At 53.2% G+C, this 25,804-nt stretch carries 25 protein-coding genes; 24 read left to right on the top strand and 1 reads right to left on the bottom strand.

Annotated elements, in window-relative coordinates; genetic code table 11:
• Position 1 precedes the first annotated feature (1 nt).
• The 16 genes from WG219_11200 to WG219_11125 all read left to right on the top strand — a co-directional run bounded on the left by WG219_11200 (position 2) and on the right by WG219_11125 (position 15,530).
• Entirely contained in the window at positions 2–1,276 is a 1,275-nt protein-coding gene (locus tag WG219_11200) for a hypothetical protein (GenBank protein ID WXL23922.1), read from the top strand.
• 5 nt (positions 1,277–1,281) lie between these two features.
• The gene (locus tag WG219_11195) at positions 1,282–1,725 is read left to right on the top strand and encodes a hypothetical protein (GenBank protein ID WXL23921.1); all 444 of its coding nucleotides are present in this window, start codon (positions 1,282–1,284) and stop codon (positions 1,723–1,725) included.
• Positions 1,726–1,737: 12 nt separating this feature from the next.
• Complete coding sequence (locus WG219_11190; GenBank protein WXL23920.1) at positions 1,738–2,829, top strand: major capsid protein; 1,092 nt, start codon at positions 1,738–1,740, stop codon at positions 2,827–2,829.
• Positions 2,830–2,841: 12 nt separating this feature from the next.
• Positions 2,842–3,108: a hypothetical protein gene (locus WG219_11185; protein WXL23919.1), complete on the top strand. Its 267-nt coding sequence runs from the start codon at positions 2,842–2,844 to the stop codon at positions 3,106–3,108.
• Between the two features lie 82 nt (positions 3,109–3,190).
• Complete coding sequence (locus tag WG219_11180) at positions 3,191–3,577, top strand: hypothetical protein (protein WXL23918.1); 387 nt, start codon at positions 3,191–3,193, stop codon at positions 3,575–3,577.
• Between the two features lie 65 nt (positions 3,578–3,642).
• A complete protein-coding gene (locus WG219_11175) occupies positions 3,643–3,912 on the top strand; it encodes a hypothetical protein (GenBank protein WXL23917.1) in 270 nt (89 codons plus the stop codon).
• Between the two features lies 1 nt (position 3,913).
• Entirely contained in the window at positions 3,914–4,309 is a 396-nt protein-coding gene (locus WG219_11170; GenBank protein ID WXL23916.1) for a hypothetical protein, read from the top strand.
• A 1-nt stretch (position 4,310) separates the two neighbouring features.
• Positions 4,311–4,679: a hypothetical protein gene (locus WG219_11165; GenBank protein ID WXL23915.1), complete on the top strand. Its 369-nt coding sequence runs from the start codon at positions 4,311–4,313 to the stop codon at positions 4,677–4,679.
• 13 nt (positions 4,680–4,692) lie between these two features.
• A complete protein-coding gene (locus WG219_11160; protein ID WXL23914.1) occupies positions 4,693–5,685 on the top strand; it encodes a phage tail tube protein in 993 nt (330 codons plus the stop codon).
• A gap of 41 nt (positions 5,686–5,726) precedes the next feature.
• Positions 5,727–6,335, top strand: a complete 609-nt coding sequence (locus WG219_11155) for a DUF6246 family protein (protein WXL23913.1) — start codon at positions 5,727–5,729, stop codon at positions 6,333–6,335.
• 51 nt (positions 6,336–6,386) lie between these two features.
• Positions 6,387–8,813: a tape measure protein gene (locus WG219_11150; GenBank protein WXL23912.1), complete on the top strand. Its 2,427-nt coding sequence runs from the start codon at positions 6,387–6,389 to the stop codon at positions 8,811–8,813.
• A complete protein-coding gene (locus WG219_11145; protein ID WXL23911.1) occupies positions 8,810–9,274 on the top strand; it encodes a DUF1833 family protein in 465 nt (154 codons plus the stop codon). The genes WG219_11150 and WG219_11145 overlap by 4 nt, the downstream gene beginning before the upstream one ends.
• Positions 9,271–9,639, top strand: a complete 369-nt coding sequence (locus WG219_11140) for a nitrite transporter (GenBank protein ID WXL23910.1) — start codon at positions 9,271–9,273, stop codon at positions 9,637–9,639. Before WG219_11145 ends, WG219_11140 begins: the two co-directional genes overlap by 4 nt.
• Positions 9,636–12,638, top strand: coding sequence for a host specificity factor TipJ family phage tail protein (locus tag WG219_11135; protein ID WXL23909.1), 3,003 nt, complete (start codon positions 9,636–9,638; stop codon positions 12,636–12,638). The genes WG219_11140 and WG219_11135 overlap by 4 nt, the downstream gene beginning before the upstream one ends.
• Positions 12,625–13,089 (top strand): hypothetical protein, encoded by a 465-nt coding sequence (locus WG219_11130; protein WXL23908.1) that lies wholly within the window; start codon positions 12,625–12,627, stop codon positions 13,087–13,089. Before WG219_11135 ends, WG219_11130 begins: the two co-directional genes overlap by 14 nt.
• A 104-nt stretch (positions 13,090–13,193) precedes the next feature.
• Positions 13,194–15,530, top strand: a complete 2,337-nt coding sequence (locus WG219_11125) for a family 43 glycosylhydrolase (protein WXL23907.1) — start codon at positions 13,194–13,196, stop codon at positions 15,528–15,530.
• A gap of 66 nt (positions 15,531–15,596) precedes the next feature.
• On the opposite strand, the gene WG219_11120 is transcribed toward WG219_11125, so the two are convergent.
• Positions 15,597–17,543, bottom strand: a complete 1,947-nt coding sequence (locus tag WG219_11120) for an acyltransferase family protein (protein ID WXL23906.1) — start codon at positions 17,541–17,543, stop codon at positions 15,597–15,599.
• A gap of 224 nt (positions 17,544–17,767) precedes the next feature.
• Here WG219_11120 and WG219_11115 point away from each other — a divergent pair, with 224 nt between their 5' ends.
• The 8 genes from WG219_11115 (at position 17,768) to pheT (ending at position 25,802) form a co-directional block, all read left to right on the top strand.
• Complete coding sequence (locus tag WG219_11115) at positions 17,768–18,253, top strand: hypothetical protein (protein ID WXL23905.1); 486 nt, start codon at positions 17,768–17,770, stop codon at positions 18,251–18,253.
• Positions 18,250–18,741, top strand: a complete 492-nt coding sequence (locus tag WG219_11110; protein WXL23904.1) for a DUF2514 family protein — start codon at positions 18,250–18,252, stop codon at positions 18,739–18,741. Before WG219_11115 ends, WG219_11110 begins: the two co-directional genes overlap by 4 nt.
• A gap of 416 nt (positions 18,742–19,157) precedes the next feature.
• Complete coding sequence (gene thrS, locus WG219_11105; protein WXL23903.1) at positions 19,158–21,080, top strand: threonine--tRNA ligase; 1,923 nt, start codon at positions 19,158–19,160, stop codon at positions 21,078–21,080.
• A complete protein-coding gene (gene infC, locus WG219_11100) occupies positions 21,080–21,631 on the top strand; it encodes a translation initiation factor IF-3 (GenBank protein ID WXL27994.1) in 552 nt (183 codons plus the stop codon). The genes thrS and infC overlap by 1 nt, the downstream gene beginning before the upstream one ends.
• A gap of 60 nt (positions 21,632–21,691) precedes the next feature.
• Positions 21,692–21,886, top strand: coding sequence for a 50S ribosomal protein L35 (rpmI, locus tag WG219_11095; GenBank protein ID WXL23902.1), 195 nt, complete (start codon positions 21,692–21,694; stop codon positions 21,884–21,886).
• A gap of 26 nt (positions 21,887–21,912) precedes the next feature.
• On the top strand, positions 21,913–22,269 hold the full coding sequence (rplT, locus tag WG219_11090) for a 50S ribosomal protein L20 (GenBank protein WXL23901.1): 357 nt from the start codon (positions 21,913–21,915) through the stop codon (positions 22,267–22,269).
• 95 nt (positions 22,270–22,364) lie between these two features.
• A complete protein-coding gene (pheS, locus tag WG219_11085) occupies positions 22,365–23,381 on the top strand; it encodes a phenylalanine--tRNA ligase subunit alpha (GenBank protein WXL23900.1) in 1,017 nt (338 codons plus the stop codon).
• Between the two features lie 42 nt (positions 23,382–23,423).
• Positions 23,424–25,802 carry a phenylalanine--tRNA ligase subunit beta gene (gene pheT / locus WG219_11080; GenBank protein ID WXL23899.1) on the top strand — a complete coding sequence of 793 codons (2,379 nt, stop codon included), beginning with the start codon at positions 23,424–23,426 and terminating at the stop codon, positions 25,800–25,802.
• The last annotated feature ends 2 nt before the right edge of the window (positions 25,803–25,804 follow it).

The following is a 25,804-nucleotide window of genomic DNA, read 5'->3' as shown; positions in this document are numbered from 1 at the left end:
CATGCCCATTCAGGTAAACATCACCACCCAGGTGAACAGCAAGTCTATCCGCCGCGAAGACTACAACGGTCGCCCGCACATCATTCTGCCCAGCTACACGCTACCGGCAAACGTGGTGATGAATGGTGGACTGTACACCGCAGAGCAGATCGACAAGCACTATGCGGGACTTGAGGGCACGCTGGCGCCGCTTGGCCATCCGACTGTTAACGGTCAGTTCGTTTCTGCCTTCTCGCCCGAGGGTATCAACGTAGGCCACATCGGCGCTTGGAACCGCAACGTCAAGAAGTCCGGCAACCGCATCTATCTGGAAAAGTGGGTGGATGTTGAGTTTGCCCGGAACAGCGAGGGTGGTCGCGAGCTGCTGGAGCGCGTTGAGGCAATCGAGCGCGGTGATGACGTCCCGCCGATTCACACCAGCGTTGCTGCATTCCTTGAGCGCATGGAGGCCAACGACCAGCAGCGGGCAATGGGCGCTGAGTGGGTTGCGGAAATCAGCTCCATGGATCACGACGCGATCCTGTTGCACGAAGTAGGCGCAGCCACCCCAGAGCAAGGCGTGGGCTTGATGGTGAATGCCGACCAAGCCCATCCATTGCAGGCCAACTCCGGCGCCCTGATCGGCGAATCGTTCCGCGAGCGCGAGCAGCGTCTTGATCGTGCAGCCAAGCAGCAATTTGCCAGCAATCCAGATGACTACGCATGGGTCGCTGACTTCACCGACACCCAGGCCGTAATCATTCGCAACGGCGGCAATGCAGAGGTGTTTGGCTACAAGGATGAAGGCGGAAAGATCACTTTCGACGCCACCGGTACGCCAGTTCAGCGTCAGGAAAGCTGGGTGACAGTAGTTGCCAACAGCATCAAGAAGATTTTTAAACCGCAGGCCCGGCCTGCAACAAACCAGCAGGAGGGCGATATGCCTTTGACTCCAGAAGAAAAGGCCGAGCTGACCAATGAAATCAGCAAAGCTGTAACAGCAAACATCGGTCAGGCCATGGCTGACGCCATCAAGCCGGTTACCGAGCAAGTAGCAACCATTTCCGCAAACCAGCAAGCCCTGGCTGAGTCCCTGACCGCAAACCAGCGTGCAGAAGAAGATCAGATGCGCGAAGCCGTTAAGGCCAAGTTCGGCGAGGTGGTCGCCAACAGCCTGTCCGGCGAACCGCTGCGCGAAATGTACAAGCAGTGCGGCAGTGCTGAGCAGATCGGCGCCAACGCATCGCAAGCCAAGACCGGCCTGGCCGCCGATGTCGCCAACCTGCCGAAGGAGTAAACGACATGCCTCGTTACCGTCGCGTAAACATTGATGGTCAGTCGCTGTACAAGACTGAAACCCGCAAAACTGCGGCAGCTCTGTATCCCGGCACTTTCGCAGTGATCAATGGTAGTGACCTGTTCGCCCAGGCTTCCGCAGTGGTTGGCCGTCTGTACGTGCTGGGCGCTGCTGAGCATGAGGGCCTGGGCATTGCCGATCAGATCCCGTCCGGCCATTCGGCTGTGGGCAGCTATCTGGAAGAGGGGCGCGAGTTCGCCGTTCGCATGGCTGCTGGCACCTACAAAAAGGATCAAGCGGTTACCGTCAGCGCTTCCGGTCTGGCCATTCCAGTCCCGGCAACAGCAGGAACCTACAAGGTCATTGGCTACATTCAGGACGATGTGACCACCGCAGCCGTCGATTTCATCCGCATTCGTGTTCGCGCTGACAGCGTGACCGTGGCCTAAGGAGGTCAGAGCATGTTTCTTACCCAACAAAGCATCGCAGATCACCCGCTTTTGATGGAGCACTTCCGAGAGCTTCAGGCTAACCGGAGTATCCTTGCTCAGCAGCATGAGGCCATGATTCACGCGAACCGCGCACTCATGAGCCCGAACATGCTACACGTGAACAGCGGTCTGGTCCCGAACCAAGATTTCTGGAAGGAAATCGACCGCCAGACCATTCAGATGCGCGATCAGGAAACCGGCATGGAGATCGTGAACGATCTCTTGCGCGTGCAAACTGTTCTGCCAATCGGCAAAACCGTGAAGATGTACCAAGCTGTTGGCGATATCGCTGACGATGTGGCGATCAGCATCGACGGTCAGGCTCCTTACAGCTTCGACCATACCGACTATGCGGGTGATGGTGACCCGATTCCTGTGTTCACGGCTGGCTATGGTGTCAACTGGCGCCATGCGGAAGGCCAGCGCAGCGTTGGCGTTGACCTCGTTCTGGACTCGCGTCGCGCCAAGCTGCGCAAGTTCTATAAGCAGGTTGTTGCTTATGCGCTGAGCGGCAGCAGCAAGGTCAACGTGGACGGCAAGGCAGGTCAGGGCATCAAGAACCACCGCAACACCATCAAGATCAATCTTGGCACTGGTGCTGGCGGTGTGAACATCGACCTGACCACCGCAAGCCAGGCTGATCTGGCTGCATTCTTCACTACCGGCGCGCTGGGCCAAGCTCAGCGTTCCAACTTCGTCGATGTGTACGACATCCTGTGGTTCTCGCCGCAGATCATGGCGAACCTGAACAAGCCTGCAACAGTCACTATCGGCGGCACTCAGATGCTGACTGGCGGCTCTGTGCTCGACGTCATCCGTGCGTTCATCCCGGCTCGCGAAATCCAGCAGTCTTACGCATTGTCTGGTAACGAGTTCCTGGGCTATCAGCGCCGCCAGGATGTCATCACTCCACTGGTCGGCATGGCTCTCGGCGATGTGCCTCTGCCGCGCCCGCTGCCTCAGACCAATTTCAACTATCAAATGATGTCGGCAATGGGCATGCAGATCACCCGCGACGGTGCGAACCGTTCCGGCGTGGTTTACGGCGCTAACCTGGCATAAGGAGGGTAGATCATGCCTAAGTTTGAAGTGATCCGCCCATGGTTCGGCGTTAAAGCTGGTGACGTGGTCGAGTTGGATGCTGTTAACCCTGCGCTCGAATCGAATGTTCGCCAACTTAGCGAGGGCGTGGCCAGTCTTGAGGTGGCGACACCGGTCAAGGCTCCAAAGAAAGGCGACATTGCCAAGCGTCTGAAAGAGCTAGGCATCGAGTTCGACGGCAAGGCAGCCACAGAAGAGCTTGCAGCTCTGCTGCCTGACGGCGATCCGCTGAAAGGCTAACCAACCGCACCACCTCGACTATGGCCACCTTCGGGTGGCCTAGTCGTTTCTGGCCCATGGCCGCGAATTTCTGGAGTCCGACATGCTGACCACTGAGCAGGCGAAAGAGTACCTGAGCACACTCGGAATCACGCTGCCTGGCTTTGTTTTGCAGGCGCTTGTAGATAATGCCAACAGCATTAACGAGTGCCTTGATGCGAACTACCCGGCGGGAACGGCGCTGCTGATACAGGTGTATCTGGTGGGTCTGATGGCGCTGGCGCAGGGCGACAAGTACCTGAGTTCGCAGACAGCTCCATCTGGCGCCTCGCGCTCATTCCGCTATCAGCAGTTCGCCGACCGCTGGCGCGGCACTCTGTCATTGTTGCGCGGCCTTGATAAACACGGCTGCGCCACTGAGCTAATTCCGCCAGATCCAACCAAACCAGCACATGCGGGCCTTTGGGTTGCCACGGGAGGCTGCAATTGAGCGAGACAGCCGCGTGGTCGTACACGAACACGGCAACAGTCCGCCCCTTCGTGAAGATCGACCTGATGACCCAAAAGATCACCTATGGCCCTGAGTACGAGATCGCTTGTACTTGGGAGGCCAAGAACGAAATGGTGCGCGAGACAGGTGGGCAGAGTGGGGCGAGAGGGACTGAGTTTGTCTCCCGCCACATGATCTACACCGAAGACAAGCGCCCGAAATACCGCGACCTGATCCAGTTCGACGGCTCTGACGGCTGGGAAGAGATCAGGTCGGTGACGAACTGGGATATGTCGTTCTTCAATGAAGAGCCTGACTTTCTATTGGTGACCTGATATGCCCGTTAAAGGAATAGAGCGCGTCCGCAAAGGGTTCAAGCAGAAGGTTGACCACATTGCCGATGGCGTATCTGAAGGTGCCGTGTTCGCAATCCTGAGTCAGGGCGCAGGCATTGCCCAGAAGATGACGCCCATCGACACCAGCAACCTGGTTAACAGCCAGTATTACCCGCAAATGGAAGTCACCAAAAACGGCGTTAAGGGGAATGTCGGCTACACGGCTGCATATGCTGCCGCCGTTCACGATGCGCCCGGCACGCTCAAGGGGCAGCCACGCGAAAGCGGTGGCGGCGACTACTGGGACCCGAACGCAGAGCCTGGCTTCCTCAAAAAAGGCTTTGAAGAAGTAAAGCCAGCCATTCCGGCAATCCTGAAACAGCACTACAGGGTCTGATATGTACGACTCATTCGTCGATTGGGTGCGCTCTGTGCTGGGCGACTCATACGAGTACAGCCGTGGGCAGTGGATGGACGGCCCTGAGTTGCAGGATGTTTGGATAGCCGCGATCCATCAGAACGGAGGTCCCGGCCCAGACGTTGAAGACCGCCGTCAGCGCTACCGCGTGATCCTGCTTGGCCCACGCAATGGTCGGGAGCACTCCGTAGCAATAACAGAGCACATCGAATCACTTGTGCAGGCCGCCCTAGGTGACAGCTTGCCATGTGGGGCCGCCTCTGTGCGGGCAATAGGGGAGCCGGTAGGCCCCGGCTACACAACCGAAAACCGGGCTTGGTACAGCCTGGACCTTCAAGTTCTATTTTAATTAGGAGGCCTACATGGCTTGCAAAAAGACGAAAATCGTCGGTCGCGATGTGATTCTGGAATACAGCATTGGCTGCGGTGATCGCATCCCGTCGGAAGGTGAGTGGCAGCGTGTAAGTGCAATGCGCAACAAGGAGCTGTCTATCGAGTGGGAAACCACCGACGCGACCGCCGATGACTCTGTTGGTGCGCTTCGCGAAAATCTGGCCACCTACCAGACCATGAGCATTTCCGGCAGCGGTACCCTGAAGGTCGGCGGCGCTGGTTATGCGCCACTGCTTGAGCTGACCAAGCATGTGATCAGTCCGGAAGCAACGGACGGTCAACCTGTTGCATGGGTGCGCTTGACGTTCCCGGACCTGACTTTCACCGCATTTATGATCATCACGAACTGTGGTCGCACCGCGCCGCACGACAACATTGTCGAATACAGTTTCGAGGCGCAGGCGACATCCTCTGACTTCGGTCTGATCGTTGAAGATACGCCAGATGTCAATGCTCCAGATCCGACCGCTGTCGAGGTCATTCCAGCAGCTCTGACCCTGGCAGCAGGTAAAACCTATGATGTTGAGGCTGTTGTGGCCCCAGCCCAGGCCAATCAGAACGTGCGCTGGGAGTCGAGCGCCCCGGCTGTTGCCTCCGTAAACCTGATCACGGGCGTGGTTAGCGCCAATGCGTTGGGCACTGCAACCATCACCGCCAAGAGCGTGGATAACCCGGCTATCTCTGACACCTGCGCTGTAACTGTTGTCAGCAATCCTAGCGCTATCGAGGTTAGTCCGGCGGCAGTGTCTGTGGCTGATGGCGCAACCCAGCAGCTGACCGCTTCGGTTCTGCCTGCGACTGCACCGCAAGGCCTGAGTTACATCACTGGCGACCCAGCCATTGCCACCGTGAGCGCTTCAGGCTTGGTCACCGGCGTAGCTGAGGGCGAAACCACTATCACAATCCGCAGCACCTTTGCCCCGGGCGTGATCAAGACCGTGCAGGTCGAAGTAACGGCTTAATTGCCATGGCGCCATGGAAGGCGCACCCTTTGGAGTTGGAAATGATCCTTACCGAGATTGGCGAGATCGGCGTGCATGTTGGCGATCACTGCTATCGGCTGCGTCCATCACTGTACGCAATGAGTAAGCTCGGCAGTCCGTCAGAGATCGTTTCCCTGTTTGCAAACGTGATGGGCGACCCGCTTACAAAGGTCCACCAGCACAGCCAATTTCGAGACGCCCTTGAAGTCATCCATGCATGCACTGAAGAGGACGTTACAGAGGTGTTCGGTTACTACAACGAGCGCTTCAAGTATGTACTGAAGAAAGCCGACCCTGCGCACATTATCCCGCTGGCCCGCTGCCTACTAAAACACGGCGTTATAGGGGCGCTTCCGCCGCTTCCTGTTAAGTCAGATGAAGATCGTGAGTACACGGCAGAATTTGTTGCCCGTGACCATGTAGCGGTTGCCATGGCTCACCTTGGGGTTTCCGAGGCAGAGGCGTGGAATATGACTATGACCAGCCTTGTTGGGGCGCTGCGGGCCAAATTCCCGCAGGCCGAAAGCGATTCGCCAGGTGCGAAGGCTCCGACTATCGAAGAGGCTGAGGCTGCGCTGGACTGGCATGACAAGGTGCTGGAGAAGCGCAAAAAACGCCTTTCGGCGTAACGAATTGCACAAGACCCGCTTCGGCGGGTTTTTTATTGCCCGGAGAAAAGCATGTCCGAGAAAGTTGGCTCCATCTACTACGAAGTAGAGGCGGACGCTTCGAAGCTGGTCAATAGCACGAATGACGTTGATGCAGCCCTGGGCAAGGCTCAGCGCTCAATGGGCAAGACGGATGCTTCTGCAAGCAGTCTAAACGCCCGCATGAACAAGCTGGCCTCTTCAATTAGGTCAGCTAACCAGCAGGTCAATGCGCAGACCTCTGCTTACTCAGGCCTGACAAAGGTGGTTGCTGCTTATCTGTCTATGCGTACCCTGCAGGCCGCTATTGCGATGTCTGATCAGTACGGCCAGATGGCTAGTCGCATTCGTAATGCAACTGACAGCGCAGATGAATACGAGAAGGTTCAGGCCCGCCTGCTGCAAACGGCTAACGGCACCTACCGGGCGCTGAGCGAGGCGCAGGAGGTGTATCTGGCGACAGCCGACACGCTGCGCGATCTTGGCTATACCACTGATGACGTATTGGACATTACCGATTCATTCTCTTACGCCCTGGTGCGCGATGCTGCGCGCGCTGATCAGGCGACTACTGCGATGGACGCCTATTCTAAGGCGCTCATGAAAGGCAAGGTCGAGGCTGATGGCTGGGCCTCAATCATGGCAGCTACGCCATCTATCGTGAACGGAATCGCGGAGGCGACCGGGCGCTCTGCTGAGGAAATCAGGAATCTAGGCGCCACCGGCAAACTTTCGGTAGAGGCGCTTAACGAGGGGCTGCGCCGCAGTCGCGACGAAAACAAGGCCATGGCGGACGAAATGGAGACGTCCGTCAATGATGCCTTTGTGAAGCTGCAAAACAGCATGACCTTATTCATCGGAAAGATGAATGAATCAAGCGGCGCAAGCAGCATTCTTACTGAGAACGTCGCGCTACTAGCCGATGCACTGCAAGACCCTGAAACGATTAAGGCTGCCCAGGATCTTGCTGGCGGAGTTGTCGCCGCCCTTAACGCCATCATAAGCGGTGCTAAGCAGACGGTAGACGTAGTTCGTTGGGCCGCAGAGAGCATTGCTGCTGCCCTGGGCGGGGCTGCCGGTGACGATATCGTTAGACTGCAAGAACAGCTTGAAACCTATCAAGAAATGCTCAGCAATCCACTGAAGCGGCTGCGCATTGGCGGGAAAGGGCAAGCTGTAGCTTTTTTCAGCGAGGAAGAAATAAAGACAAACATCGCTGCCACCCAGCGAATGATTGATGACTTCTACAAAGAACAGCAGAGCAAGCCTCCGGTGGCGGTGCCGAATATCGAACCGCCAAAATCAAAAGCGAGCGGCGTCGTTAGTGCGATTGCGCCTACTGCATCAAGGCCCGGCGGCTCTGGGAAGTCAGAAGAGCAAAAAACCGCAGACGCCATCAAGAAGCGCATTGAGTCGCTAGAGCTTGAGGCTGAAACCCTTGGCATGTCGAAAACCGAGCTTGAGCTTTATACGCTCCAGCTTGACGGAGCCACGGATGCCCAAATCAGGCAGGCAGCTACGGCTCGCGCTCTGATTGATGCCTACGACCAGCAGGCCAAGGCCGCAGAAGATGCGGCTGCAGCAGAAGAGAAGCGTAGGGCAAAGTTTGGCGACGACCCCACGGCATATGTTCGCGGAGACGTTAGCCCACTTTCAGGCGGAGAGTTCGACAATCAGTATGCCCGCTATGCTGCTGAAGAAGCTGAAGAGATCAAGCGCTATGAGGCGCAAATGGCCCGCCTTCGCGAAGCCGAGCAGCTTCGTATAGAGGTAATTGGCGGCTACCAAGCTCAAGAGCAAGCGATGGCTCAAGAGCACGCGGACAGGCTTGAGCAAATCGAGCAGGCCAAGAATCAGGTTTTGCTGGCCACTGGCCAAAACTTGTTCGGCGAGCTTGCTAGCGCTACTGCTGCCTTTGCCGGAGAACAGTCCGGTCTTTACAAGGCCATGTTTGCGGCCTCCAAAGCCTTCGCGCTGGCTGATGCTGCTATCAAAATTCAGCAGGGCATTGCTGCTGCCGCGTCTCTAACGTGGCCAGCAAACTTATCGGCCATGGCCTCTGTTGCGTCCGCCACCGGATCAATTATTTCCACAATCGGAAGCATTGCAATGCCGGGCCGCGCCCTCGGCGGCCCAACCCAGGCTGGGCAGATGTACCGAATCAACGAAACCGGGGCGCCGGAAATATGGCAGAACTCAACGAACGGCCAGCAGTACATGATGGCCAACACTCGCGGCGAAGTTATCAGCAACAAGGATGCCGTATCCGCGAACGATGGCGGAATGCCTAATGTGATCGTGAATATCCATAACAACGCTTCTGGGGCGACAGCTACAGCGTCAAGTCGGATGCAAGACCGCGACTTCATTATTGACGTGGTAGTGAACGACGGGTACCAGGGCGGACCTGTTGGAAGGATGGTTAACGGAATAACAGGGTCAAGGAGGGCGGCGGGATGAGTATTCTCCGCAGGCTCTACGCATCAGGTGGTAACGAGATCATCTACGACACCGTGACGATCTCGGACGGCGTGCAGACTTACCGGCTGGTGAAGGGCTTTGAAAACATGATCCTTGGCGGCGTGGAGTTCGAGGGGGCTGGTATTGATATCGCCATACCCAAACGCAGCGCCACAGGCACCCAGAACTTGGTTGTTGCTATCGACAACACGTCAGGCATACCCGGAAAGCTATTGCGTGATGCGCAAAGGGCTAAACGGCAAGTTGTGGTGACTTTTCGGCAGTTCACAAGCGATAACCCGTCGACTGACGCCCAAAGGCCGCTTCAGTTTGCAATGAAGAGCGCAACGATTACGAACGGCAAGCTACAGATCACTGCGGGCTACTTCGATTTGCTCAACACGGCATGGCCGCGCCGACTTTACACGCTGAACAAATTCAGAGGACTGACTTACCTATGAATGAGTTCATGCATTGCCAGTACGTCGAGGGCGGACGTAAATACCCAAGATTCGATTGTTACGGGCTTGTGCTGGCTGTACGCGAAAAGCTGGGAATGCCTGCACTCCCAGACTACGGCGCTGTTCGAAAGGGCTCAGCAATGCACGCGGCCGCCGTTAAGCACATTCCCGATTGCAAGCCGTGCAAACCTCAACCAGGGGCAATAGTCCTTTGCTGGCGCCTTGGGATCGTTCAACACATCGCTGTCGTGATCGAAGCTGATCAGCAGCTTCGCGTGCTCGAAATAAACCCGGGCAAGAACACTACCCACTCATCAATTGGCGCTTTTGAACGCAAATACACGCGTGTGGAGTATTACCTGTGATCAGCGTTTACCCGAGCCGGATGGAAGGCGAGCCGATTGAGCGGCACGAGATAGGCGGGCCTGTGCGCCTTGATGAATGGTTGACAAGCGTTGTTGGGCAAGAGATATCCGAGCGCGAAACGCAGCCGGTGAATATTGACGTGAACGGCGTCACGATTGCTGACTTCAGCATCACCGTTCAGCCTGAAGACGATGTGCGTATATACCCCAACATGTATGCCGGGGTAGGAATTGGCACCATCATCTACTGGGCAGCCGTAGCCATTTCCGTTGTCATGTCCATCTACATGTACATGAACATGCCAAAGTCAGGATCAAGCGCTACCCAGAGCCAGGGTGATGATCTGGACATGGCCACAGCAAAGGCAAATCAGCCAAGGGCCAACCAAGTAATTCGTGAATCTTTTGGGTACCAGCGAATTTATCCAGACTACATCATGCCTCCGTTCAAGCGCTTCGTTAATCGCCGAGAGCAGTTCAACTGCTTCTGCGTGTGCATCGGAGTCGGGAAGTATCAACTCCTTCCAAACGGCGTGAAGATCTGCGAAACACCTATATCTGTATTCGGTGATGATGTTGTCTATCAGATACATGAACCAGGCGATAGCGTTGCAGGCGACCCTCTTGCAGAGTTTTGGCATGTTGTCACTGAAGTTGGTGGCACAACAACAGGAATAGGACTTGACCTAGCTAGTACAAATAGCACTGATTCAAATGCCAATATTTCAACTGTTATGGTGTCAGGAAAGACGTTGTCAACAGTTGATGGCCAAGATGAATTCCCTGGGTCGTGGAATGTCGGCCTGGTTCTCTCAGTGGCGCTGCCTCAGCCTGTAGTGGTATCTACAGGAGCTGGAGGGCGTAGTAGATTTTCTGGCGTATTTTCAGATCTTGCGCCATTTGTAGGTATGAGGGTATCTCTTGCAGGTGATGAAGATGGTAATTATGTAATCAGTGCATACTCTCCAGCCGTTGCACCAACCCCAGGCACCGGAGGCTCACCTTCTGCTGTCCTCGGTAGCGCATCGCCGACCACTTACAACTTCACATCAAGCCCCGCTGTATTCACGGTAACCTTTAGGGGGGTAACGAAGACAATTCAGTTGACGTCGAATTACGTCAATATGAGCGGGATAATTTCGTCGATAACTGACCAGCTGTCTGGTTCTGGTCTTGTTGCGCAGGATAGCTCCGGCCGCATTCGAATTGTTGAGCCATCCAGTCCATATAAAGGCGGGGCTATCACATCAAGCGGGCTTCCAGTCTCTGCATTCGGGGCCTCGCCAACATTCACCGTTGGTACCGCCTCAAGCGGAGGATCGCCCGGCCAAGATGCATACATTGAGCTTAACTTTGAGAGCGGCGCGCCAGCCACCGGGATGACAGAAGGAGGGAGGCGCATTGCTTTCGGATATAGAGGGTTTCAGCACCAGATCACAGCTATAACACCTACAAGCATCACGGTTAACAGGCTGACAGATACCGGATCAGTAGATGCAGGCTGGACAGGCTGGGCAAACCGCTATTTGACTGACGAAGTTATCAGCACGGACGGCGCAGGAGCTGCCAATATAAGCTGGGTTGGTCCGTTCATGGCGTGCCCGCAAAACGAAAAAACAGATGTCATTGAGTGGGATCTGTTTTTGCCGCAAGGGATTGGAGCAACTGACAAAAAGGGGCGTTTTTACGATTATCGCCTCGATGTCCTTATGCAGTATCGTGATGCATCTGTCGGAGGCGCCTGGACTGATGTGCCGTGGACGCACACGGGAAGGACTGCCGACCAGATCGGATTCACGATGAGAACTGAACTTCCGTACGCAATGCGTCCGCAGGTCAGGATGCGGCGACTTACTGCGGTCCAGCAGTGGAACATGCACCGTGACGCGATCAACTGGTACGGCTTGCGTTCACGCCTTCCTGCTCCGTCCAAGTATGACGACGTGACTGTTATGACAATGGCTGTGCGCGGCGGAGACCGCCTGAGCCAGCAGTCAGAAAATAAGGTTAGCGTAGAGTGTATTCGCGTACTAAATGATGCGCCTACTCGCGCAATCGAGGATGCTGTTTACTACGTTGCGCACGATCTCGGTCTGACTGTTGCAGATATCGACAAGAGCGCAATTGGTGCTATTGCCCAGGCGTTCTGGGGGCCACGTTCTGAAACTTACGACCACCAACACTCAGTGCAGTCTGCAGCGCGCGACGTTTTGCAGGGCATGTTTGCTGCCGGAATGTCTCATCTGACAATCAGCGACGCAAAAATCTCGGCAAAACGAGAGGGCGTGCAGAGCATGCCGACTCAAGTCTTCTCGCCAATTCAGTTCACGAAGGAACTTGAAAGCCAGTTATCAGCAATCAGCCCCGACGACTACGATGGCGTTGACGTTGAGTTTTTGAATGAAGAAACGTGGTCGATTGACAATGTTGAGTGCCGGATGCCTGGACAGGTTGCCGCTCTCAAGGTTGAGAAAATCAAACTGGATGGCGTTACAGGTCGAACAAGAGCCTGGAGAATCGGCATGCGCCAACTTCGCAAGCATCGACTGCAGCGCTGGAGTTATACGGCCGAGACAGAACTTGATGCTCTGAATTGCGAGTTTATTGACCGAATCGCCCTTTCAGAAGACGCGGTAGGCGAGAGCCAGTCGGCGCTTATCTGGTCTGTGGATGGCGACATGCTTGAATTAAGCGAGCCACTTGACTGGAGCGGAATTGCAAACCCTCGCGTGCGAGTGCGGCGACATGATGGCTCAGCAACTCCGCTCTATACGCCAATCAAAGTCACTGACACGGTGATCCGCATTCCGGACTTGGACTTTGTGCCCATAACATCGCTTGAGATAGAGCCCGCAACGCTCTTGTTCGGCGATGCCGAAAGGATCGAATACCCGGCAATGGTCAGTGAGATAACGGCAAACTCTGATGGTAAGTGCCAGATCGTCGCCGTCGAGTACACCGATGAACTCTACGTGGATGATAACAATGCCCCTGCCTAAGTACCCGGAAACACTGCCTCTAGGGCTGGTTGGATCGCGAAGCTATCAGCATGAAAACACGATAATTCGCACCGACCGGCTCAAGGGCTTGCCGCGCAACCGGCGATGGACTTCATCCCCAATAACCACGGTTTCAATAGAGTGGCTTTTCAGCAATGAAGAGGCGCAGATATTTGAGGCGTGGTTTGCGGGGGCGATAGCTGACGGGGCTGACTGGTTCCAGATACCGCTCAAATACAGCGGCGTGCTTGCTGATTACCGCTGCCAGTTCACCGGCATGTACTCGGGGCCTAACCCGTCAGGCCCAAGAATGCAGAAAATCTCAGCAGAAATCGTGATCGACAAGCGACCACTGATAGCTGGCGACTGGTGGCTCATGCCGATGTACTGGGAGCTTAATGGCCGCAGCATGCTTGACGTGATCATGAATCGAATCTGGCCCAAGCACTAACTAACACACCCTAAATAAATACGCCGAAGTCACCCGCCCGTCGGGAGGGTTGACTGCGCTCTGGCGAAATAGTCCGCCCCAGAATTACGGGATAAGGAGAAGTCATGCGCTACAACACTCGAAACCCAATAGGCACAGATGGCTCAGTAGACCCACGCGACTTTCACGACAACGTCGCAAACGCTGACCTTGCATTGAATAGCGAAGAAAATTCGTGGGTTGATCGACTCGGCAAGGCCCGCAAGACATTCAAGGGGATGGAGAGCGATTTCGCATCTCAGCAGATTGCGCTTAGAGAGGAGTTTTTACAGTTTCTCAGCGCGTCAGGCTATGTCTTTATAGGTGACTACGAGCCGGGCCTTGAATTCACGCTTCGCAATCAGTACATGATCAAAGATGGCGTAGCATATCGTGTCGCTGTCAGCACAGAGCTTCCGTATGTGACATCTGGAAACTGGGCCGCCGAGCAGTCAAAGTTCGTAGCTTTCAGCGCTGACGATACTCTAAGGCAGGATCTTGCTTCAAGCTTAGATGGCGAAGGTGCTTCTCTTGTTTCTATAAGGAAGCCAAGCGGAACATATGGAACGGTTCAAGAAATGGCAAATGATCTTAGTGGGTCGTATGCAGTTTCAGCAGGCAATCTTTACCTATCATCGTTTTTTAGAAACAACACAGACACATCAATAAGTCTATATGCGTCACTAGATGGTGCTAATTTTTCAAGAATTGTTTCGCCGATGACAACAAATGGTGATTCATTTTCAGGAAGAGACCCGTCGATATATTACAAGGACGGGACATTTTATATAGCTGTGACAAATTATCAGGCAGGAAGTCATGACTTTGCTGTTTGGAAAAGCAAGGACCTTGTATCATGGTCTATCCATTATGCAAATCTAGGGTCTTCTCCAGTTTGCAGTAATACAACCAGCGCTCCTGGCGGAAGCGTACCTTGCAATAGAATTTGGGCTCCAGAATGGTTTGAGCACGACGATGATCTTTACATTCTAATATCTCTTAGATATGCAGCAGATGCAGCTGATGTAAATGGATTGATTGTACCTTTCTTTCGTCCATTTTACTCAAAATGCACAAGCCTTGAAGATATGCAATTTGATGCTCCTATTGAGATTGCTATCCAAGGTGACGCTGGCAACAAGATTGATCCGGCTATTATAGCTGTTGGATCAACTTTACATATGGCAATAAAAAACGAATATGATAAGTATATTTATTTGTATTCGTCAGGTTCTATTGATGGAGCTTGGACACTAGAAGGGAAAATACCAGTATATGGCGTTGAAGGCCCTTGTATAACGAAAGTAAATAACTCATATCGTATTTATTTTGATCACTTTGAGCTTGGGGCAACTGCCTTTGTTGATACTGATAATTTCTCTGTGTTTACTGGGCAGAGATTTATAAATGCCACCTCTCTTCATCGGCATGGAACTGTGATTTCAGTATCAGAATATCCTGAGTTCGATCAAAACTACATAAGATCTAGGATTGCCGGTGTATCCTCTTTCGCTTATCAAGGTTTACATGATTCTTCGCCAAGACTTAATCTTGTAAGTGGGAATGTTTCAATAACTCCATATGAGGGGGCAATATATTCTGTTTCTGGAACGAATGTTGTAAATCTAGAGATTCTTTCTCAGACTGCGAATGAGTTCTTTTTGCAAGTGCGTAGCGATAGTGCGAGCGCGGCAATACTTATCCCGGCTCAGTCGAACTATGCTCCAGGTGATGGTTCTTTAGATATTGTCGGATATGGTAACTATAGAAATCGCTTGATTAGGATAAGAAGAGACTCACAGGACGGAAAATATAGGGCGGAAGGAATTCAAGGAACAAGAGGTATAGGTTCAGGCGCAGGCCTTGTATCTGATGCAGGCTCAAAAGATATAAACAATGGATCGGTTACTTGGACTCCAAAGTTTGGATGGACATATACAACGTCAGGCTCTGACGCTGGTGAGGTAGTGATCAACAGCCTACCTTCTTTGCCGGAAGGGTTTACTTTTAACCTTATGGTGCTGTCCGGGACTGCGGATGGAGCTATACGCATAAAGTCAGGTGGATTTTCAATTGGCGGACGAGATGCGCTGTACCGGGGTGACTTCGGATACGATGGCAAGATTATCAGGATTGTTAGGGCTGCAAGCGCTTGGCGCGTTGAGGGCGGCACGGAGCTTTGCGAGTCAGTTGCCTATGACCCTCCAAGCATTGCAGCAAACTCAGAAATCACGACAACCATCCCAGTTGCAGGCGCCGCGATGGGGGATTTTGTCCAAGTGGCTTTTAGCCAATCAGTTGGCGTCATTGAATTAGACGCATACGTCTCCTCCTCAGGAGTGGTAACAGTTAGATTGAGAAACAGAAGCGGGGCTGCAATTGATCTGAATGCCGGAGTATTAAGAGTGAGGGTAACTCGATGATTTTTTATTTTGACTAACCTCTCGTAATTTATTGCGCCCCTAGATATAGGGGCGCAATTATCAGAATTATTGAGCGGCCCTCATGATGGCAGGTGCAACAAATCTTGAGCCACTATCGTTTAGATGTCCTCTGTCTTTATAGAGAACGGTGCCGTCCTTTGCTATGAAACAAGACATTTGGTCGCATAGAGCGCTTGAAAGATCAACTGTTCTTACTTCTTTGAAGTCCTTCAGTACCTTCTCTGTGAGTGAGCGATAAGCAGAGAATTGGATCATTTTCTCGAAATCTGATCTCAAGAATGAACATTTATCTTGCTTATTCGTCAGCCTGAATGGCCTTGTCTCACAAAGCTGAGGGTCGTGCGGTAGATATGGGTTATCGAAAACTATAATGATAGTTTTACCGGACTCTGTTAGTTTTTTAAGAGTGCGCCGCATTCCACTCTCAAGTGCTTTAATGTAGCTAACTTCGCTCGGATTTTCTTTGTCAGCTGCATCGTTATATGAGCATCTTGGGCTGTGTGCAAGTATCACTAGCTTTATTTTTGAGTCGTTCAATATGTATTCGTAGGCGCTATTTATAAGCTTGTAAGCATCCTTCCTCACCTCTCGCGCTCTTGTATCTTTTTGTGCTGTTGCTATGTTTATAAATGGAGCTGCACAACTAGCAGGAAAAACAGCTACACCATTGTCATTGCTCATCATTTCGCTGAGGCCTAAATATAGGTGACCTGCATGTGAGTCTCCTATTAATGCAACTGTATTTTCTGACTTTCTTTGCATCCTGCACGGATTGTCCGTTATCTTAGACCACTTAGGGAAAACTTTATCGCAATTGCTTTTTGCCTCAGATAGGGCGGATTTTAATTCATCCTGGTGTGAGTTGTTGTTACTAATAAAAATATATAAACCTATAGAGCCGATGACAGCTATTGTCGATAGAAGTACAGCTACAAGTGGTCTACTGCTCTCTGCTTTGCGCAATGGCTTTTCGATGAGCTTGTATGTAAGCCAAGCTAGTAGTATTGAAAGTGCTGCGGCTGTAGCACGAATCTCGGCTGCAGGAATATCTCCTTCAATAATGCGAGCAAATGAAAGTAGTGGCCAGTGCCAGAGATAGATAGGGAAACTTATCAGGCCAATTAATACTGCTGCCTTGTTTGAAAAGAGGATTCTATTCAATGGCGCTTTGGGGCCCGCAGAGATCAGCAGCACTGATCCAAGTACCGGGGCTACAGCATACCAGCCAGGAAATGCATCAGACGCCTTAATAAAGAACATAGACCATGCGATTAGAATCAACCCAGATATGCTGGCGAAATTCTCAATATTTGCTCGTAATGTGCTTTTTTCAGTTGCCCACCAGCTCTGTAAAACAATCCACGCGAGTAGGCTTCCAGCTAAAAGCTCCCATGCACGACTAGGTAGCAGGAAAAACGCAGCAATTGGGCTGCTTTCTATTTGTATTAAGTTGATAGCGAAAGATATTAGTGCGATCAATACAGTCAAAAATAAAGGCTTTGCGCGCAGTCTAAGCCCTGCCCATAGCAGCAAAGGCCAAAGCAAATAGAACTGCTCCTCGATTGCAAGTGACCATAAGTGAAGAAGTGGCTTTAATTCGGCGGCTGTATCGAAATAACCACTTTCACTCCAGAAAGAAAAGTTTGCAATAAATGCAGACCCAGCAGCTATTTGCTTTCCTAGATGTCGATATTCATCATCAAGTAATACGAAATTCCCAGCTATTAAACAGAACAAGAGCACAGTTATTAGTGCTGGAAATATCCTTCGGATCCGGCGCGAATAAAAGTCGGAGAAGCTGAATGAGCCTCGATCCATGCTTTTTAAGAGGATTGTTCCTATTAGAAATCCTGATATCACAAAAAACACATCTACCCCAACGAATCCTCCAGGCAGAAGTGATGGGAAAGCGTGGTAAATCACAACGGCGGTTACTGCAAGCGCCCTTAGCCCATCTATGTCGGGGCGATATTTAATGTTTGGATTGCTCATGCTGCTCCTGCTTGGATGCCGATTCGATAGCGCTGCAGAGTTTACATAATTGATGAAGTTAATTCCCTAAACGCCGCCCAGGAATAGGAAGGCTTTGGCTGATTGGCAGCCTGGCGCTGCCGGGCACATGTTTACCAGCATGCCCAGGGGTGACTCCTTTAGCGCTCAGCGCCTGATGTTCATACACCGCCCTAGGGGCGGTTTTTTATTGCCCGGAGAAAAGTATGAAGATGACCCTCGCCGACATTCGGCAGCGGGCGATTGCGCCTGCGCTTGCACTTTTGCCAGCGAACATGAGCAGCCCTGAGGCTGAAGTAATGCTGCTGGCCATTACTCGGCAAGAAGATCCAGAGCAGCGCCGCCGCCAGTGGCCGAAAGGGCCGGCTCGCGGGCTGTGGCAATTTGAGCAAGGGGGCGGGGTGCGCGGAGTGCTAAACCACCCAGCGACCCGTGATATTGCTGTGCGCGTGTGTGGTGTGCGTGGCGTTCAGCCTTCACCTGAGGCGGTGATGATAGCGATCATCATTGATGACGTGCTCGCTGCTGCGTTTGCGCGACTGCTGCTCTGGTCTGATCCGAAGCGCCTGCCGAAAGCGAATGACCCCCAGGGCGCGTGGGATTTGTACATTCGCACTTGGCGCCCCGGAAAGCCGCACCCAGAGAAGTGGCCGGGCAACTATGCCGCTGCCGTTCGTGAGGTAATCCAGTGAGCTGGCTGCGTGCTGTGCCGGTTTGGGCTTGGGCGTGCCTTGGGCTGTCCGTGCTGGTGCTGATTCAAGACAGCAGGCTTTCTGATGTTCGTGGGGAGTTTGCGGAATATCGGGAGGGAGTAGAGCGGGCGGCAAAGGAGGCCGCAGAGTCGGCGCTGGCAGAACGCAGGCGCATAGAGAAAGAACTGGAAGAGGTCGATCGACATGCAATCGAAGAAAAGCAGAAGTACCGCGCTGATGCTGATCGCGCTCAGTCTGAGCTTGACCGGCTGTCAGCTCTTTTCAGAGCAGCAGAGCGACGTGCGGTGCAATGTGGAAATTCCATCACTGCCCAGCTCAGCGAGACAGCCGAGCGTGACGCCAGAGTGCGATCCGACATGCTCGGCAGGATTGGAGAGGCTGCTGCAGGATATGCAGAAATCGCTGACGGGCGTGGAGTAGCGGGGCGTGCGTGCGAGAAGGCTTACGATTCGATAAAGCCCAAATAGCTAACAACTGTAGGAAAATACAGTTCGTAAGTTATTGATTTTTCGTGTACTTTAGCCGTGTTCTAAATCACACGGATTTGACCTTTTTTCCTTGTGATTCAATTGGTTAGGTGCGCCTTGCCGCCATCTTGACATGGTGGGGGTCGTTGGTTCGAGTCCAATCGTGCCTACCATATTTGGTAGAAAAGGGTCGCTATTGCGACCCTTTTTTATTGCCTGAAAAACAAGGCAATTCACGCACGCAGGCCTGCATCTCTTTGCTAAAGTACTGCGTTTACAACTTCCAGTGACTCTGGTTCGGTTCTGGTTGGCTAAAGCTCCTGCCACTGTAAGGCAGGTATACCGCCGAATCATTTACTGGCTCATCCCAACCCACGTGGCCTTTGGTAGAGGTCACCACTAGGAGAGGAGGCGCCATGCCCATCATTACTCTTCCCGACGGTAGTCAGCGTACTTTCGATCAACCCGTATCCGTATTAGAAGTGGCTCAGTCCATTGGTGCGGGGCTGGCCAAGGCCACGGTGGCCGGCAAGGTCAACGGTAAATTGGTCGATGCTTGCGATCTGATAACTGACGATGCAACCCTGCAGATCATTACCCCAAAAGATCAGGAAGGCGTCGAAATTATCCGTCACTCCTGTGCTCACCTTGTGGGGCATGCCGTCAAGCAGCTATTCCCATCCGCCAAGATGGTGATCGGGCCTGTCATTGATGAAGGTTTTTACTACGATATCGCCGCGGAGCGTCCTTTTACGCCAGAGGATATGGCTGCTATCGAGCAGCGCATGCGTGAGCTGATCGACAAAGATTACGACGTCATTAAGAAGATGACGCCGCGTGCTGAGGTGATTGAAGTCTTTAAGTCTCGCGGTGAAGATTACAAGCTGCGTCTTATTGACGACATGCCGGATGAAACGGCGATGGGCTTGTACTACCACGAAGAGTATGTGGACATGTGCCGTGGTCCGCACGTGCCTAACACTCGCTTCCTTAAAGCATTCAAGCTGACCAAGATGTCAGGCGCGTACTGGCGCGGCGATGCTAGAAACGAACAGCTGCAACGTATCTACGGCACAGCGTGGGCGGATAAGAAGCAACTGGGTGCTTATATCCAGCGCATTGAGGAAGCTGAAAAGCGCGATCACCGTAAAATCGGTAAGCGCCTAGACCTGTTCCATACCCAGGAAGAAGCGCCAGGCATGGTTTTCTGGCACCCGAACGGCTGGACTATCTATCAGGTTCTTGAGCAGTACATGCGTGGTGTTCAGCGCGAAAATGGCTACCAAGAAGTACGCACCCCGCAAGTGGTTGACCGCATCCTTTGGGAAAAGTCGGGTCACTGGGGTAACTACGCTGACAACATGTTCACCACAGAATCGGAAAGCCGCGACTACGCGATCAAACCGATGAACTGTCCATGTCACGTTCAAATCTTCAACCAGGGGCTGAAGAGCTACCGTGAGCTGCCACTGCGTTTGGCAGAGTTTGGTTCCTGTCACCGCAACGAAGCTTCGGGAGCCTTGCACGGCATTATGCGTGTGCGTGGCTTTACTCAGGACGATGCGCACATCTTCTGCACTGAAGAGCAAGTCAAAAAAGAAGCGGCTGACTTTATTAAGCTGACTTTGCAGGTTTACTCTGACTTTGGTTTCTCCGACATCCAGATGAAGCTTTCTACTCGCCCAGCTAAGCGCGTGGGTGATGATGCGTTCTGGGACCGCGCTGAGCAGGCGCTGGCTGATGCTCTAAATGAGGCCGGCCTGCCTTGGGAGTATTTGCCGGGCGAGGGGGCTTTCTATGGTCCTAAGATTGAGTTTACTTTGCTGGATTGTCTGGGGCGTGCTTGGCAGTGTGGTACGCTGCAGTACGATCCGAACATGCCGCAGCGCCTTGAAGCCAGCTATGTCTCTGAGGACAACTCGCGCAAAGTGCCAGTTATGTTGCATCGTGCCATTCTTGGATCGTTCGAGCGATTTATCGGTATTTTGATCGAGCACTACGAGGGTGCGTTCCCTGCTTGGCTTGCTCCGACCCAAGCTGTGGTGATGAATATCACGGATAAGCAGGCTGATTTTGCCCTTGAAGTTGAAAAAAGCCTCAATCAAAGCGGTTTTCGTGCCAAGGCTGACTTGAGAAACGAGAAGATAGGCTTTAAAATCCGCGAGCATACTTTGCTCAAGGTTCCATATCTTCTGGTTATTGGAGATAGGGAAGTAGAGACGCAAACTGTCGCTGTGCGCACTCGTGAAGGCGCTGACTTAGGCTCTATGCCCGTCACCCAATTTACTGAACTGCTCGCACAGGCGATTTCCCGGCGTGGTCGCCAAGGTTTGGAGTAATTATTATTAAGCGTGATATGAGACAAGATAAACGAGCTGCACCGAAAGCCCCGATCAACGAGAATATCTCGGCACGCGAGGTTCGGTTAATTGGCGCTGACGGCGAGCAAATTGGCATCGTCTCGATTGATGAAGCGCTTAGAATCGCGGATGAGTCCAAGCTAGATCTTGTAGAGATCTCTGCTGATGCAACGCCTCCGGTTTGTCGCATCATGGATTACGGCAAGTCTCTCTTCGAGAAGAAGAAGCAGATTGCGGCTGCGAAAAAGAACCAGAAACAGGTTCAGGTTAAAGAAATTAAGTTTCGTCCAGGGACGGAAGAAGGGGATTACCAGGTAAAACTACGCAACCTGGTACGTTTCCTTGTCGATGGGGACAGGGCCAAGGTATCACTTCGATTCCGTGGTCGTGAGATGGCGCATCAGGAGCTGGGCATGGAACTGTTGAAGCGGGTTGAAGCTGACCTTGCTGAATACGGTACTGTTGAACAGCATCCGAAGATGGAAGGACGCCAGCTAATAATGGTCATCGCCCCCAAAAAGAAGAAGTAACCACCAGGGCACGGCAGGCCTTGCGGTTATGTTTATCAATTGAATGCGGAGTATCCGAACATGCCAAAGATGAAAACTAAGAGTGGTGCAGCCAAGCGTTTTCTTAAAACCGCTACTGGCTTCAAGCACAAGCACGCTTTCAAGAGCCACATCCTGACCAAAATGTCCACCAAGCGTAAGCGTCAACTGCGGGGCAGCAGCCTGATTCACCCGTCTGACGTAGCAAAAGTGGCGCGCATGCTGCGCGTTCGTTAATCGGTCAAGGTTAGAGGAAATTACTCATGGCTCGTGTTAAGCGCGGCGTTATCGCTCGTAAGCGTCACAAAAAAATTCTGAAACTCGCTAAAGGCTACTACGGTGCGCGTTCACGCGTATTCCGCGTTGCCAAGCAGGCTGTGATCAAGGCAGGCCAATACGCCTACCGTGACCGCCGTCAGCGTAAGCGTCAGTTCCGCGCTCTGTGGATCGCTCGTATCAATGCTGGTGCTCGTGTTAACGGTCTGTCTTACAGCCGTCTGATCGCTGGTCTGAAAAAAGCGTCCATCGAGATCGATCGCAAGGTTCTGGCCGATCTGGCAGTGAACGAAAAAGCGGCGTTTGCTGCGATTGTCGAGAAAGCGAAAGCCGTACTGGCTTAAGTCCCTGACAATCTCCGGGCTCGCCCGGTGCTAAACGTCACCAATAGGGGAAGAGCCTTCAAGCTCTTCCCCTATTTCGTATCTGGAGTCTTTAAATGGAAAATCTGGATGTGCTGGTCTCGCAAGCGCTTGAGGCCGTTAGCCACACCGACGATGTGAACGCCCTAGAGCAACTGCGTGTTCAGTATCTGGGTAAAAAAGGTGAATTGACTCAGGTGATGAAGACCCTGGGCAATCTTTCGGCTGAAGAGCGCCCGCAAGCCGGTGCGCTGATTAACGCGGCTAAAGACAAGGTTCAGGACGCGCTGAATGCGCGCAAGGCGTCCCTTGAGCAGGCGGCTCTGAGCGCCAAGCTGGCTGCAGAGAAAATTGATGTGACGTTGCCCGGCCGTGGTCAGACCTCTGGTGGCCTGCATCCGGTGACGCGAACTCTTGAGCGTGTGGAGCAGTTCTTCACTCGCATCGGCTACGGCATCGCCGAAGGCCCTGAAGTCGAAAACGACTATCACAACTTTGAAGCATTGAATATTCCAGGCCACCATCCGGCCCGTGCAATGCACGACACCTTCTATTTCAATGCCAACATGTTGCTCCGTACCCATACCTCGCCGGTACAGGTCCGCACCATGGAGTCCCAGCAGCCGCCGATCCGCATTGTTTGCCCTGGCCGTGTTTACCGCTGTGACTCAGATATTACTCACTCCCCGATGTTCCACCAGGTCGAAGGCCTGCTGGTTGATGAGGGTGTAAGCTTCGCCGACCTTAAAGGCACTATTGAGGAGTTCCTGCGGGTATTCTTCGAAAAGCCTCTGGGGGTGCGTTTCCGCCCATCTTTCTTCCCGTTCACCGAACCGTCAGCTGAAGTGGACATGCAGTGCGTAATGTGCAGCGGCAAAGGCTGCCGAGTGTGCAAACAGACTGGCTGGCTTGAGGTGATGGGCTGCGGCATGGTGCATCCGAACGTGTTGCGCATGTCTGGCATTGATCCAGAGAAATACTCCGGCTTTGCCTTTGGCATGGGGGTTGAGCGTCTGGCGATGCTGCGCTATGGCGTCAACGACTTACGACTGTTCTTCGATAACGACCTGAGGTTCCTAGCGCAATTCCGCTAGCGCGAACCGCATGAACGTAACCGAATAGTTGAGGAGAGCAGGATGAAATTCAGTGAACAGTGGCTGCGCAGCTGGGTGAACCCTCAGGTTTCCCGTGATGAGTTGGTAGCTCGTTTGTCTATGGCTGGGCTGGAAGTCGACAGCGTTGAGCTGGTGGCTGGACAGTTCAGTGGCGTAGTTGTGGGTGAAGTGCTGAGCACTGAACAACACCCTGACGCCGATAAATTACGCGTATGTCAGGTGAGCAACGGCAGCGAAACATTTCAGGTCGTCTGTGGCGCACCGAATGTGCGCCCCGGCCTCAAGATCCCTTTCGCCATGATTGGTGCAGGGCTTCCTGGCGACTTCAAAATCAAGAAGGCAAAACTACGTGGTGTTGAGTCCCACGGCATGCTGTGCTCGGCTTCTGAGCTGAAAATCAGTGATGACCACGACGGATTAATGGAGTTGCCAGTTGATGCGCCGGTTGGCGAAGACATCCGTGCTTATCTGCAGCTGGATGACGCCAGCATCGAAGTTGATCTGACGCCGAACCGCGGTGACTGCTTGTCTCTTGCCGGTCTGGCACGTGAAGTAGGTGCACTCTACAACGCGCCTGTAACACGCCCGCAAGTCGCCAGTGTTGCCGTGGCGCACGAAGAGGTCCGCAGCGTTGAAGTGTTGGCGCCCAATGCCTGTCCACGCTACCTTGGCCGGATCATTCGTAACGTAGATCTTTCCCGCCCAACGCCTTTGTGGATGGTTGAGCGTCTGCGCCGTGCTGATATCCGCAGCATCGACGCGGCGGTTGATATTACCAACTACGTAATGATTGAGCTGGGCCAGCCCCTGCATGCATTCGACCTTGCCGAGATCAATGGCGGTATTCGTGTGCGAATGGCAGAAGTGGGCGAGAAACTGGTTCTGCTGGATGGTCAGGAAGTTACTCTGCGTTCCGATACCTTGGTTATTGCTGATCACCAGCGTGCACTGGCAATCGCCGGTGTTATGGGGGGCGAGCACAGTGGTGTTAGCGCTACAACTAAGGACATCTTCCTGGAGAGCGCTTTCTTTGACACCATTGCCATTGCAGGCAAGGCGCGCTCCTACGGCTTGCATACTGATGCATCGCACCGCTATGAGCGTGGTGTTGACTGGCAGCTGGCTCGCGAAGCCATGGAGCGCGCAACAGCGCTTCTTCTGGATATCGTAGGTGGTGAGGCGGGGCCGGTCGTAGAAGCTGCAAGTCAAGAGCATCTGCCACAGATTGCCCCGATTACACTCCGTGCTGAGCGCGTCGAGCAGATGCTCGGCCTGCGTATGGAGGGTTCTGAAATTGAGCAACTGCTGTCTGGGCTTGGCTTGTCTGTCGCTGTGGCAGGTGAGGGGCAGTGGCAAGTAACAGTTCCAAGCCATCGCTTCGATATCAGTATCGAGGTGGATCTGATCGAGGAACTGGGGCGCCTCTATGGTTATAACCGTCTGCCGGTGCGCTACCCGCAGGCACGACTTGCCCCACAGGCGAAAGCAGAGGCCACGGTTGATCTGCCAGTACTGCGTCGACTGCTAGTCGCTCGTGGATATCAGGAGGCGATCACTTACAGTTTCATCGATCCGAAACTATTTGAACTATTCAGTCCTGGTGTAGCGCCGCTAATGCTGGCAAACCCGATTTCGGCTGATATGGCTGCAATGCGTTCGTCACTGTGGCCAGGCTTGGTAAAGGCGCTGCAGCATAACCTCAATCGCCAGCAATCTCGTGTTCGCCTGTTCGAAAGCGGCCTGCGTTTTGTCGGTCAGCTTGATGAATTGAAGCAGGAGCCGATGCTCGCGGGTGTCGTCTGTGGTGGTCGTCTGCCTGAGGCGTGGGCTCATGGGCGTGAGACTGTAGATTTCTATGATGTAAAGGCAGATGTAGAAGCGCTGCTGGCAAGCGCCGGTGCAGCAGCAAGTTTTGCGTTTGTGCCGGGCGAGCACCCAGCATTGCATCCGGGTCAGACCGCACGCATTGAGCGTGAAGGTGAGCTGGTGGGCTACTTGGGTGCGATTCATCCGGAGTTGGCCAAAGCGTTGGATCTGGACCAGACTGTGTTCATGTTCGAACTGCTGTTAAGCGAAATCACGCGTGGGCAAATGCCAAAATTCCAGGAACTTTCTAAGTTCCCAGAAGTGCGTCGTGACCTCGCATTACTGGTAGATCACGATGTTCCGGCTCAGAGCCTGCTGAATACTATTCGTGAAACAGCAGGGGAATGGATGACAGACCTCAAGCTGTTTGATGTTTATGTAGGAAAAGGCATTGATCCTGATAGAAAAAGTATCGCAGTCGGCTTGACCTGGCAGCATCCATCGCGCACTCTTAATGACGATGAGGTGAGCACCACAACGCAGAATATCCTCACCTCCCTGGAACAAAGGTTCAACGCCACGTTAAGGAAGTAGCG

Source organism: Pseudomonas mendocina (assembly GCA_037482215.1).
GTDB lineage: Bacteria > Pseudomonadota > Gammaproteobacteria > Pseudomonadales > Pseudomonadaceae > Aquipseudomonas > Aquipseudomonas mendocina_E.
The sequence above is the reverse complement of the archived record's forward strand: the minus strand, read 5'-3'. Positions and strand labels throughout refer to the sequence as shown.

Coding starts and splice junctions, on each gene's coding strand:
- WG219_11200 (WXL23922.1), top strand. CDS start 2: ATGCCCATTCAGGTAAACATCACCACCCAGGTGAACAGCAAGTCTATC.
- WG219_11195 (WXL23921.1), top strand. CDS start 1,282: ATGCCTCGTTACCGTCGCGTAAACATTGATGGTCAGTCGCTGTACAAG.
- WG219_11190 (WXL23920.1), top strand. CDS start 1,738: ATGTTTCTTACCCAACAAAGCATCGCAGATCACCCGCTTTTGATGGAG.
- WG219_11185 (WXL23919.1), top strand. CDS start 2,842: ATGCCTAAGTTTGAAGTGATCCGCCCATGGTTCGGCGTTAAAGCTGGT.
- WG219_11180 (WXL23918.1), top strand. CDS start 3,191: ATGCTGACCACTGAGCAGGCGAAAGAGTACCTGAGCACACTCGGAATC.
- WG219_11175 (WXL23917.1), top strand. CDS start 3,643: ATGACCCAAAAGATCACCTATGGCCCTGAGTACGAGATCGCTTGTACT.
- WG219_11170 (WXL23916.1), top strand. CDS start 3,914: ATGCCCGTTAAAGGAATAGAGCGCGTCCGCAAAGGGTTCAAGCAGAAG.
- WG219_11165 (WXL23915.1), top strand. CDS start 4,311: ATGTACGACTCATTCGTCGATTGGGTGCGCTCTGTGCTGGGCGACTCA.
- WG219_11160 (WXL23914.1), top strand. CDS start 4,693: ATGGCTTGCAAAAAGACGAAAATCGTCGGTCGCGATGTGATTCTGGAA.
- WG219_11155 (WXL23913.1), top strand. CDS start 5,727: ATGATCCTTACCGAGATTGGCGAGATCGGCGTGCATGTTGGCGATCAC.
- WG219_11150 (WXL23912.1), top strand. CDS start 6,387: ATGTCCGAGAAAGTTGGCTCCATCTACTACGAAGTAGAGGCGGACGCT.
- WG219_11145 (WXL23911.1), top strand. CDS start 8,810: ATGAGTATTCTCCGCAGGCTCTACGCATCAGGTGGTAACGAGATCATC.
- WG219_11140 (WXL23910.1), top strand. CDS start 9,271: ATGAATGAGTTCATGCATTGCCAGTACGTCGAGGGCGGACGTAAATAC.
- WG219_11130 (WXL23908.1), top strand. CDS start 12,625: ATGCCCCTGCCTAAGTACCCGGAAACACTGCCTCTAGGGCTGGTTGGA.
- WG219_11125 (WXL23907.1), top strand. CDS start 13,194: ATGCGCTACAACACTCGAAACCCAATAGGCACAGATGGCTCAGTAGAC.
- WG219_11120 (WXL23906.1), bottom strand. CDS start 17,543: ATGAGCAATCCAAACATTAAATATCGCCCCGACATAGATGGGCTAAGG.
- WG219_11115 (WXL23905.1), top strand. CDS start 17,768: ATGAAGATGACCCTCGCCGACATTCGGCAGCGGGCGATTGCGCCTGCG.
- thrS (WXL23903.1), top strand. CDS start 19,158: ATGCCCATCATTACTCTTCCCGACGGTAGTCAGCGTACTTTCGATCAA.
- rpmI (WXL23902.1), top strand. CDS start 21,692: ATGCCAAAGATGAAAACTAAGAGTGGTGCAGCCAAGCGTTTTCTTAAA.
- rplT (WXL23901.1), top strand. CDS start 21,913: ATGGCTCGTGTTAAGCGCGGCGTTATCGCTCGTAAGCGTCACAAAAAA.
- pheS (WXL23900.1), top strand. CDS start 22,365: ATGGAAAATCTGGATGTGCTGGTCTCGCAAGCGCTTGAGGCCGTTAGC.
- pheT (WXL23899.1), top strand. CDS start 23,424: ATGAAATTCAGTGAACAGTGGCTGCGCAGCTGGGTGAACCCTCAGGTT.